This is a genomic window from Bacteroides xylanisolvens XB1A (assembly GCF_000210075.1).
Classification (GTDB): domain Bacteria; phylum Bacteroidota; class Bacteroidia; order Bacteroidales; family Bacteroidaceae; genus Bacteroides; species Bacteroides xylanisolvens.
The window spans coordinates 186,552-197,204 of the sequence record NC_021017.1 but is presented as its reverse complement, the minus strand read 5'-3'; the positions used below and the strand labels follow the sequence as shown (position 1 = coordinate 197,204).

Annotated in this window: 11 protein-coding genes; all 11 read right to left on the bottom strand. The window is 34.1% G+C overall.

Features of this window, described 5'->3' with window-relative positions:
- On the bottom strand, positions 1-1,305 hold a 1,305-nt coding region (locus tag BXY_RS00795; protein ID WP_243442459.1), incomplete at its 3' end, for a GumC family protein.
- Positions 1,306-1,314: 9 nt separating this feature from the next.
- Positions 1,315-2,139 carry a polysaccharide biosynthesis/export family protein gene (locus BXY_RS00790; RefSeq protein ID WP_208946706.1) on the bottom strand — a complete coding sequence of 275 codons (825 nt, stop codon included), beginning with the start codon at positions 2,137-2,139 and terminating at the stop codon, positions 1,315-1,317.
- 35 nt (positions 2,140-2,174) lie between these two features.
- Positions 2,175-3,581, bottom strand: a complete 1,407-nt coding sequence (locus BXY_RS00785) for an undecaprenyl-phosphate glucose phosphotransferase (protein WP_208946705.1) — start codon at positions 3,579-3,581, stop codon at positions 2,175-2,177.
- 11 nt (positions 3,582-3,592) lie between these two features.
- Positions 3,593-4,726 (bottom strand): glycosyltransferase, encoded by a 1,134-nt coding sequence (locus tag BXY_RS00780; RefSeq protein ID WP_208946704.1) that lies wholly within the window; start codon positions 4,724-4,726, stop codon positions 3,593-3,595.
- Between the two features lie 323 nt (positions 4,727-5,049).
- Complete coding sequence (locus tag BXY_RS00775; RefSeq protein WP_015530987.1) at positions 5,050-6,120, bottom strand: glycosyltransferase; 1,071 nt, start codon at positions 6,118-6,120, stop codon at positions 5,050-5,052.
- Positions 6,121-6,153: 33 nt separating this feature from the next.
- Entirely contained in the window at positions 6,154-7,098 is a 945-nt protein-coding gene (locus BXY_RS00770; protein ID WP_015530986.1) for a glycosyltransferase family 2 protein, read from the bottom strand.
- Between the two features lie 3 nt (positions 7,099-7,101).
- Positions 7,102-7,590 carry a glycosyltransferase family protein gene (locus tag BXY_RS00765; RefSeq protein WP_015530985.1) on the bottom strand — a complete coding sequence of 163 codons (489 nt, stop codon included), beginning with the start codon at positions 7,588-7,590 and terminating at the stop codon, positions 7,102-7,104.
- 16 nt (positions 7,591-7,606) lie between these two features.
- Positions 7,607-7,807 (bottom strand): glycosyltransferase, encoded by a 201-nt coding sequence (locus BXY_RS23420; RefSeq protein WP_015530984.1) that lies wholly within the window; start codon positions 7,805-7,807, stop codon positions 7,607-7,609.
- Between the two features lie 31 nt (positions 7,808-7,838).
- Positions 7,839-9,098 (bottom strand): hypothetical protein, encoded by a 1,260-nt coding sequence (locus BXY_RS00760; protein ID WP_208946703.1) that lies wholly within the window; start codon positions 9,096-9,098, stop codon positions 7,839-7,841.
- The gene (locus BXY_RS00755; RefSeq protein ID WP_015530983.1) at positions 9,077-9,715 is read right to left on the bottom strand and encodes an acyltransferase; all 639 of its coding nucleotides are present in this window, start codon (positions 9,713-9,715) and stop codon (positions 9,077-9,079) included. Before BXY_RS00755 ends, BXY_RS00760 begins: the two co-directional genes overlap by 22 nt.
- On the bottom strand, positions 9,712-10,653 hold a 942-nt coding region (locus tag BXY_RS00750), incomplete at its 5' end, for a glycosyltransferase (RefSeq protein WP_208946702.1). The genes BXY_RS00755 and BXY_RS00750, both read right to left, overlap by 4 nt.

The window sequence follows — 10,653 nt, the reverse complement described above, 5'->3', positions numbered from 1 at the left end:
CTTTGTGATATATAATCCACGCAACACCCTGTCTAAAGAGACTTGTACATTCTCTTTCATTGCACTAATGCTGGTATCCAAGTTTATAATGGTAGGATTATTCTCCGTTGATGTACGCAGCAAACGTTTTCTCTCAACAAGCACATCATTATAACGGTTGATGGCAGCCGCAAGATTCACATCCTGCAATCCGATATTACTAGGCAGAACCTCATAACCTTCATTTTGCATATATTTCTGCAAATCCTGCAGCAAATTAATCTGGGTTTGATTCTCCACACGCTTCTTTTCATATTCAGCACTACCGGTCAAAGCAATCTGTGCATCACTGGTCAAATCCGTAATACCTGCCCCACGTTTGAAACTTTCCAGATCCTTTTCCGTACTACCCAACTCTTTGGAGATAATACTAATACGTTCATTGATAAATTCTGCAGTTTTCTGCGCCACCTCATTCTTATCATTATTCGTATTGATATTATACATCTCCAATAGCTTATTGATAAAATCCTTACCTCGTTCCACATTCGAATTTTTCAATGATATGACAGCCACAGAAGTTGTTTTTGAAGTGGGTTCAATCGTCATATTCTTGCAATACCATTTCGCTACAGCCAAAGGCTTATTAATTGTTGCCGTAATATTACGTGTAGTCTTTTCCGAATCCGTAGTTTCTTCCGATGTTCTTTTAGAAGATAATACCGAGTCAGGCGTCAGAAAAAAAGCCAATGTCCCTTTGTCGGTAGGAAAAACAGCCGGCAATTTTTCGAAATGTTTCTGATATTTATCATCGTCAATCTTCACAGTCACATCCATACTTCCCTGTGGTTGCAATGCCATCTCCACAATCATCGGCTCCTCCAACAAATCAGCTTCCTGCGGAGTCAGACTCACTTGTACTGGTGAAGTCTTATACAAGTTTCTGGAAGGGAATTCATCCTCATCTGTATAAGAAATATAGAGTCCCAAATCTTCAACCACCTCTTTGACGATAGTCTTTGAACGGAGAACTTCAATCTCGTTATCAATATTCTGCGAAGAAGAGATCATACCATCCAATCCTAGACTCTCCAACCCGGAAAGCATTCCGGCACTACCACCTTTCTTATCATCCTTTATTAAAACCGTAGCGGAAATATTATATACGGGAGTAGACATATAAAGATAGACCCATGCCGCAATCAAACACGCCACAACCGCCCCCACAAACCAAGGCCAGTGGATCAAATATTTAAACAATAGTTCCTTGACATCTATATTTTCTTCCTTAGATTCTTGTGCTTCGTTGAAATCTGTTTCTTTCATTGCAAATTATTATTTTAAAATATTTACTAATAGGCTGACAATGGATACCAGGATAGAGGTGGCAGAGAACCAAAGACTGGTACTGTTACCTACATCTGAATTTCGAGCTTTTGCTTTATTAGGAGTTACGTAGATAATATCATTCTGTTGTAACCAATAGTAAGGCGAAAGAATGGTTTCGGCCTTATTCAAGTCCAAGGTTACAATCTGTTGTTTGCCGTTTGCGTCTTCACGAATCAACTTTACATTATCACGAAGACCGTATACTGTCATATCACCTGCCATGGCCAATGCCTCCAACAAATTTACCTTCTCATTGGAAATAGTAAAAGTTCCGGGACGGGTAACCTCGCCGATAACAGATATTTTATAATTTACCATACGGACCGTTACAATGGGAGTCTCCTTCATGTAAGGCTTCAATTTATCTATAATCAGCTGTTCTGCTTCCCTTTTCGTTAAGCCTCCTAACTTCAATTCTCCTAACACCGGAAAATTTATGTTTCCTTCATTATCTACCAAATAAGGCTGTAATACAGGTTGGGTAGTCACATATGACGAAGTACTCACGGCTATTCCGGCATTACTGGCAACTGTCAGGTTAAAAGGTATCGCAAGTTCAGGATTAGTACACGATACCACAATAGTCAACAAATCCTTGGGCATGATCTTGGCATCATACAGTTTTTCCTGTTGTTCTACCTCGTTCACAACTTCCACATTCTGAAAATAGGGAACCTTTTTATAAGACTGGCAGGCAGCCAATAGGAATGGCAACAATAGTAGCCACGAATTTCTCTTGTTTAGTCTTCTCATCATAATTCTTAAATTCATAATTAAACGCCCTTTAATTCCTAATTTTTAATTTTCTAATATGCTTCTTTTTCTCCGTGTATGGCATTATACACCGTCTTATACATAATATATAAGTCCAATAAAAAAGTCCAATGCTCTATATACCAGATATCACGCTGCACACGTCCCTCCATCTGCCAGAGTTCTTTCGTCTCACCGCGAAAGCCCGTCACTTGGGCCCAACCCGTTATCCCGGGTTTTACAAAGTGACGAACCATAAACTTATTTATCAGATTGGAATATTCCTCCGTATGTTTCAACATGTGTGGACGGGGACCTACAATAGACATATCCCCTTTCAACACATTGATGAATTGTGGCAATTCATCTACACTAGTCTTCCTCATTATTTCTCCAATACGTGTTTTACGAGGATCATTTTCCGTAGCCTGAAGAGTATCACACTGCGCATTAACCCTCATTGAGCGGAACTTGTAACACCAGAATTCACGGCCATCCTCACCACTGCGTTTCTGTTTGAAAAAGACAGGACCGGGAGAGCTTAGTTTAATCGCGATTCCGAAAAAGATATAAACGAACGGAAATACCGTAATAAGAAATAGTCCAGAGCAGACAATATCAAAAGCACGCTTAATAATACGGTTCTCCAATGACTCCAATGGTTCACAACGAATGGAAAGTACAGGAACATTACCCATTAACTCAAAATGCATTCTACGTTTCAAATAATTACGGACATTAGGTACACTAAAGAAACGGACCAGATGGTTTTCACAGTAATTAATGATAGGAACAATCTCCGCACTTCGCGCAGAAGGAAGACTACAATAAAGCTGGTCTATCTCTCCCACATGTTTTTCTAAAAAAACAGTTACTTCATTGGGTTGTCCCAAATATGGAACATCCTGCGGATACCGGTCTGAAGGAAAATCTTCGAAATACCCCAGTATACGATAACCGGACGTAGGATCATCCGTCATCGCATGATAAAGTTCCTGCATATTCTCATGACTCCCAACCAAGACGACCTTGCGAACATTTCCACCTTTTTTTCGATAAAGCTCCAAAAAATGACGGAAAATTAAACGATAGCTGACAATTACAATTATTAAAGCGACATAAAACAATCCGAAATAACGGGAATGAGAAAAATGAAAATGAAAAACAAGCAACATACAAACCGAAAAAAAGACAAAAGGAACCATGTTACGTAAAACACGAATCATGATCTGTTCAGAACGGACCACAGTGCGATGAAGGATAACACCTGAATGCATATTGCAAAGTAAATAGCACAGAGTGACAAGAGTCATTCCCTGAAAGATAGAACCGCAATGAATACACCAGAAACGAGTACCTAGAAACCAATTAAATCCCCATAAAAGCAGGTTCAGCAAAATAAGATCCCCAAAGAGGACTAAAGTCTTTAGGACTTTGTTAAAACGTTGGACTTCCTGCATAAGTTATAATATTATTTAGAATAGATATCTTCAAACATATTTTTATAATATGAATCCAACAAATGTATCATGATAGGAATTGTAAAATGTTCTTTTACACGTTCCATTGATTTTCGAGCGAACTGCTCTCTCAATCTATCGTCTATCAATAGTTTATCAATAGCACCTGCATATGCTTTACAATCCTCGTTCGAAACCTCTAATCCTGTAATATTATTTAAAGAAACCCAGTTTACCCCACTTCCCGGTATTGTAAATGTTACAGCAGGGGTACCACAGTACATTGCTTCCGCAAGTGCTACACCAAAAGCTTCATTTTTTGTTATAGAAGGAAAAGCAAATATGGATGCAGCATAATGATGCCAGCGCAACTCATTATCATCTAACCGCCCTACAAAATGCACACGAGAAGAATGACAAGCACTCTTCAGTTTATCAGTTAAAGGCCCATCACCCGCTATTATAATTTCACAGTCAGATTTTATGAATCTTTCAGCTTCTACTAAATAAGGTAGTCCTTTATATTGAATATGTCTTCCTACGAAAAAAACAATTTTTTTATTACTGTATTTTTCCTTTATATTTTCAATTTCGACCTCATCCCCTTGTTGAAGAATAAATTTTTTTTCATTAATTGCATTTGGCAAGATTTTTACTTTATCTTTAAATATTTGTAAAGGATTAGAGGCATTCTTATATTGCGGGCTTGTTACCAAAACCAAATCTGCCCTTTTTAATAAAGCGGTCTCTATCGGCTTTATTAGTGGATATATCTTAGTTTGTTTTATAATGTCCATATGCCAATGAACAACAAGTTTTACATTTTTAGGAAACATAAAAAGTAACACAGCAGCAGGATATGGATTTGCCCAATGAAAATGTATTATATCTGGTCGAAATTCTCTTATAGCCTTTCTCATCATAGTAAAATAAGATAATGATAAAGCTTGCCTTGCAATATTTATCCAAGTAGCCACTCTATAAATCTTAATTCCATTAATTTCTTCTATCACGTCTTTACAACGATCATTAAAACATAAAACAGCTGACTGATACTGTGGCATCCCTTCAACTAAGTACCTACAAATATTTTCAACTCCTCCCATATAGGGATAATAATACTTTGAGATATGTAGTATTTTCATTTTTACAAAAAGAAAAATTGTCTATCATTATAGTAATGACAGAATTATATTTTGGAACTATTATATTGTTTATGATTATGAGATGTTATCAATTAAAAAAAATCCTTTAACTGGTATGGGCATTGTGAACCATCTCCACACCCAACTTAGGATTGTCCCTATTTACTCCGCTATCTTCAATAATAAATATGAAAGCAGAAGTATAACATTACATAGCTTCAGCCAATGGAAGTAGTAATTAGGATTGTGAAGAATTTGCATTAAAATAATGAGTTTTTTAACTATTGAATTATCGCGAATAAAAATTGTATTAGAATCAATATTTAAGATTTAGAAATATCAAAATATAAGGATACAATTCTTTTTATCATTTGAGTTTCTGTAAAATACTCTTTGAAGAAAAGAATAGCATTTTTTGAGAAATCGCTATATGGATAAACATTTTGAGATATTAAACGGATTTTTTCTACAGCTTCCGATTCTTCTTTAAATAAAAAACCTGTTTTCTCATTCACAACAACTTCGTTGTTGCCTTTCACATTACTAGCGATAATAGGTAGACCTACCGAACAGGCCTCTATCAAGCCATAAGGTAATCCTTCAAATCTAGATGTCGAAATGTACCAATCTGCAGATTTTAAATATTCCATAGGCTCATTTGAAAATCCAACAAAAGTTATATCCAACCCCCAATCTTTAGCTTGCTGTTCCAGTCTTAATCTATCAGGACCATCCCCCACCCAAACAAATTTTACAGAACAACTTTTCAGCATCTTAGCTATCCTAAGCATACTGTCCATGTTTTTCTGATAATCAAATCTAGAAAGTGTCACTATAATAACTGGGCAATTTTGCTTTATTCGTGGTTTTGAATTAGGATTTTCTATACCATTGTAAATAACAAGTGTATTGTCCTCTTTTGAAAAATGCCGCTTTATAGACAGTTCCTTTTCACCTTTAGAAACCGCTATGTATTTAGTACAAAATGGTGAAAGCAAAGTTCCCATGCACAAACTAAGTACATATTTAACAGGAGATTTATATACATCAGAAATACCATGGAACGTATGAATAACAGCAACGGATGGACAGAGTATCTTCAGTAATCGAGAGTATATTCCTGCACCATTACCATGAGAATGAACAATGTCGATTTTGTTATCTTTTATAAAGTGCTTTAATTCAGATAACGATTTCAATGAAAATTTTCGATAAGGGATAAATATAGTTTCTTTAATCCTATTATTAGATTCCCATCGTAAGCCATAAGGACAACCGTCTTTGGGGTATGCCATAAATACATTTATATCCTTAGGCATCCATTCAACCAATTGGTCTATATGCCGTGGACCACCGCCAAAATCACTTCTGACTGTAATATATAAAACATTCATACGTATATAAGATTAACTAATTGTTTTTTTTGATCAATAAACGGGGAATAGCAGCATTCTTGCTTTTAGCAATAAATTACCTAAATGCCGACTAACACAATAACTACAAAATAGCAATCTAAACTTTAAGGACAATCTTTTCTCTCTAAAAAACAGATAAAAATGTCCCTTGATACATTTGTAATCTTCTTTTGACAGACTTGAATTACTTTTTACAGCTTTAAAATACAAATTAATACTCTTGAATATTTGAAAATATCCCCCATATGGTGAATCTATCCCTAATAATTTTTCCATTGCTTCCGAAAGCACATCATAATAAACCATCGTTTCATGATTATGCGTCGCAGACCCTAAACGTTGAATATAATGATAAATAATCTGATGCGTATGTGCTATCTTTACACAACTATTTAGTAGTATTTGAATAGTAAAAAGAATATCTTCGCCTATTTTAATTTTATTGTCAAAACGAAAATTGCCAATAATCTCTCTCTTAAAAAGTCTAGGAATAATTAAAATCCTTTGATACATCAAAGTGTTCTGTATGCACTCTATAGAATCCTCAATATAATTATCCTGATCCAAAAGAGGCGTATAAATTGTTTTTGAATTTAAAACCCTTATATAATTACCCTCTATAATATCGCAATTGGTCTCATTGGCTGTTTTAATCAAAGTTTCAAATGCGTCTTTCGTCAATAAATCATCCCCATCTAAGAAAAATATCCATTCTCCTTGCGCATTTTCTATACCGACATTCCTTGCAGAAGAGACCCCTCCGTTTGGTTTATGTATAACCTTAATACAATTATATTTTGCTGCATATTCATCACAGATATCAGGTGAACGGTCAACGCTTCCATCATTAACAAGAATAACCTCAAAGTCCTTATATGTTTGATCCAACAGACTTTTCAAAGTACTTTCCAAATAGGACTCAATATTATATACAGGAATTATTACAGAAATATTCATAGATTAAAATTTAGATAATATCCTTTTAATTGAATCAATAACATAATAGAATCCTCCAAACTCATGATAAAGTTCATGATACTCTTTGCGAAGTAAAGACTCGTTAGAATTAGATATACCATTGAGGTCAAAAATAGCTATAGCCATTTTCATCTTTTTAAATGAACGTTTTCCATATTTGGAATAAATACTTCTAAATAGTTTGTAATCAGCCGCAATATGATACTGAATATCATATACATAATTTTCGTTTCTCAAGAAAGCTGCTTGATGACAGAAAGGCATATCTTTATAAAACACACACGTATTCTTGGCTTTTACAATATTTAAGGTAAAGTTAGACTCTGCTATAAAATCACCGTAGATTACTTTAACATAGGAAGAAATATCTTCTTTAAAAATTCTTTCCACGACTAGATTATCGGCAAAGCAATCACCTGCATTCATGAAACTTAACCACGTTCCATGAGCAACTTTAATACCTTTGTTCATAGCATCATAGATACCATTATCTTTTTCTACTAATGAAATATGCGATTTTATCTTTATATCGATTAATTACTTCAATAGTACCATCCGTTGAACCGCCATCTATAACAATGTATTCAAGATGTTCATAAGTCTGATTAAGAACTGATTTTATTGTACGCTCAATGCCACTTACAGCATTGTAACATACTGTAATTACTGAAATTTTATTTATTGTCATTAATTTAGCAAGATTGTTATGATCTAATTACTTAATTTTTCAATATCTTTTTAGAGATATCAAAATCCTCACTGGAAGAAATTCTATAATGGGTGATGCAGAAATTAATTAATAAGAATAAGAGAGTATATCTCAAGTCCAAAGCTGGAGTACCTCCAGGGTATAAATACACCAAATGAAGTCCTATATAAAAAGCAAAACTTTTAATAAATATATTTTTTGATTTCGAGACACCTAAATACAAAGCCTTTATCAGAAAAAACAAATAGGGAATCAATAAAAGTAAGCCTCCATGCAATATAAGATTAAGATAACCTGTTTCAATAAGGTTTCTATTCAATTTATCATCTAATGATACTGACAAACTCTTATAGGTACCATCCATACCTTTCCCAAATATCCAATCATACCATTCCATGTCATTATAAAATTCAGTTTCTGTCCCATCCCTTGTGTTGACAGCCAACCTTTCCGACATGACATTAAATTGATCCGCCAAAGAATCGACTACATTCCAATTACTAAAAGATATTAGAAGGGCAAGTAAGACAAGTAGAATAATCTTCCTTTTGGATTTTAAATAAGAACATAATATGATAAACAAACAAAGTATCATCAACAATGACGAAGAACGTCGGCCTCCCATCATGGATGAGACAAGTGATAAAATGATTGTACCTATTATTAATACTTGCCATTTGTTTTTGAATTTACTCAAAGCGAGACCAAAAGCTGCAATAGCTACAATCAGATTTGCAGCCACAGAAAAACGATTAATTATAAAAGCATCAAAACGTCCTAATTTTAAGACTATTGTGCTTGAATAAACAATAGTTTGAAAATTGAATGCCAAAAAGAACAAGTCTAAAAACATTTGAGCCAAAATCCAATATAAACAAAATTTTATGTATTTTGTTTCCATCTTTACTAATAGCAGCAAAGGCATGAGATAAGGCCATATATAAGACCCCATCATCATTTTCCGATATAAGGTAAAGTCGCTATTAGAATCAAACCTAAGGATGGTAACAAATCCTATAAAGATAAACATTACCAACAAAGGATTTCTACACAATTGTCCCAAACTGATTTTGGGAAGTTTAAAATACGAATACCAAAACAGCATCAGCCCAAGTATACCAATTCCTCTAATTATCAAAGATTTACCAAATACATAATCTTGGTATACATCAGCATTCTTAAACAATATTACCCCCAGCAATAACAGATTGAAGAACCATATATTTTTGTCTTTTGATGTTGTTAACATTATATTCTTTTTCTTATCCAATTAATATCTTGTTTAATCATCTTTGCATTTATTCCAAGAATGAGAGAATTCTTATCGAACTTATGCTTTGTAACGATACTTCTTGCACCAATAATACAATCATCTGGTATCTCAACTCCTTTGAATATTAAACATTGCATACCAATCCAAACATGATTACCTATTTTAATATTATCAGCAGGATTGATACGCTTTCCATTATTGTCCACAATTGAATGAGAATCTGTCGTACGAAAATATATATCATGCGAAAGCATACAGTCTGCTCCTATTTCGATTTTTTTCCCCTCACATGCCGCAACCTGAACATGATTCTCCGAAGTTGTCCTATCACCAATTTTAATGATGTTATTACTATCTTCTATCCAAAAAGTCATACCTTTTATCAATACATTATCACCAATAATAATTTTATTTCCACCCTCAAATAAATTAAATCTACAATTCTTAAGTGAAGAATTATTTCCAATTTCAATCGAATTAAGGTATCCATAAGGGTTTGAAAGATCACATCGATACAACATCGTATTTTTCCCTACTTTCAAAGAAACCTTTCCTTTAAGCCTAAATATTAATATCGTTGCTTTTTTAAAGAAGTTCTTTAATAATCTTTTCATAACTTCTTATCTAATAATATTTGATTATAAAAATCCATATAACTCTTTGCTATTTTCTCTGGTGAAAAACGAGCTATTACATCTTTGCGTATTTCATCACTATCATACACTGTATTCATAGCTTTATTGATACCCTCTTCTAAATCTTTTTGAGTAAAACCATTACAAAGAATACCATTTGTTTTGTTAATCAACTCTCTAGTTCCGCTAACAGGAAATACTATCGCAGGAACTCCACAAGACATTGCCTCAATAGGTGTTTGGGCAAAAGCTTCTTGACAAGAAGGCATTACAAAATAATCAGCACATGAGTAAGCTAAAGACATTTTCTCAATATTGTAAATAGGACCTATCGCATTTACAGTTGAGGAAACTTGATAACTTCCCACCGTCCCTATGGCTAATATCATAACATTAAGGATTTGCATATTTTCCAACGCCTTAACCAATATATCAAGGCCTTTTCTTGAATCAAATAACTCGGCAGATACAAATACAAAAACTACTGCATCTTGCGGTATTCCCATTTGTTGCCTGGCAATATTCTTTTTTGCCGGATAATAGTTATTATAATCAACTGCATTATTTATAATGGTAGTCTTGGCATTTAGAATCATTTCATGCTGACGATATTGATTGTACATCATTTCAGAAAGGAATACAATTCCCAAGCGTTCTATGCCCTTCACTATTTTCATCTTTTTATGATAATACTCTGCCTCCAAATCACCGCCATAGCTTTTACTTTCCGTATAATGAGCAATACCTAAAAAAAGATTTTCGTCATGTAAAGTCCAAACAAATGGTTTCTTCACTTTTTTAAAGAAAGAAGGATAATCAACGAAATGATTAATCCAATGTAGGTGTATTACATCAGCTTCTTGAATCAAGGGATAACGAGATACATCAATTATGGATGTCGGCAGAGTATAACATCG

Bases quoted from the DNA above. Each gene is read 5' to 3' on its own strand.
- BXY_RS00765 (WP_015530985.1), bottom strand. From the start codon at position 7,590: ATGAACAAAGGTATTAAAGTTGCTCATGGAACGTGGTTAAGTTTCATG.
- BXY_RS00780 (WP_208946704.1), bottom strand. From the start codon at position 4,726: ATGAAAATACTACATATCTCAAAGTATTATTATCCCTATATGGGAGGA.
- BXY_RS00785 (WP_208946705.1), bottom strand. From the start codon at position 3,581: ATGCAGGAAGTCCAACGTTTTAACAAAGTCCTAAAGACTTTAGTCCTC.
- BXY_RS00755 (WP_015530983.1), bottom strand. From the start codon at position 9,715: ATGAAAAGATTATTAAAGAACTTCTTTAAAAAAGCAACGATATTAATA.
- BXY_RS23420 (WP_015530984.1), bottom strand. From the start codon at position 7,807: ATGACAATAAATAAAATTTCAGTAATTACAGTATGTTACAATGCTGTA.
- BXY_RS00775 (WP_015530987.1), bottom strand. From the start codon at position 6,120: ATGAATGTTTTATATATTACAGTCAGAAGTGATTTTGGCGGTGGTCCA.
- BXY_RS00790 (WP_208946706.1), bottom strand. From the start codon at position 2,139: ATGAATTTAAGAATTATGATGAGAAGACTAAACAAGAGAAATTCGTGG.
- BXY_RS00770 (WP_015530986.1), bottom strand. From the start codon at position 7,098: ATGAATATTTCTGTAATAATTCCTGTATATAATATTGAGTCCTATTTG.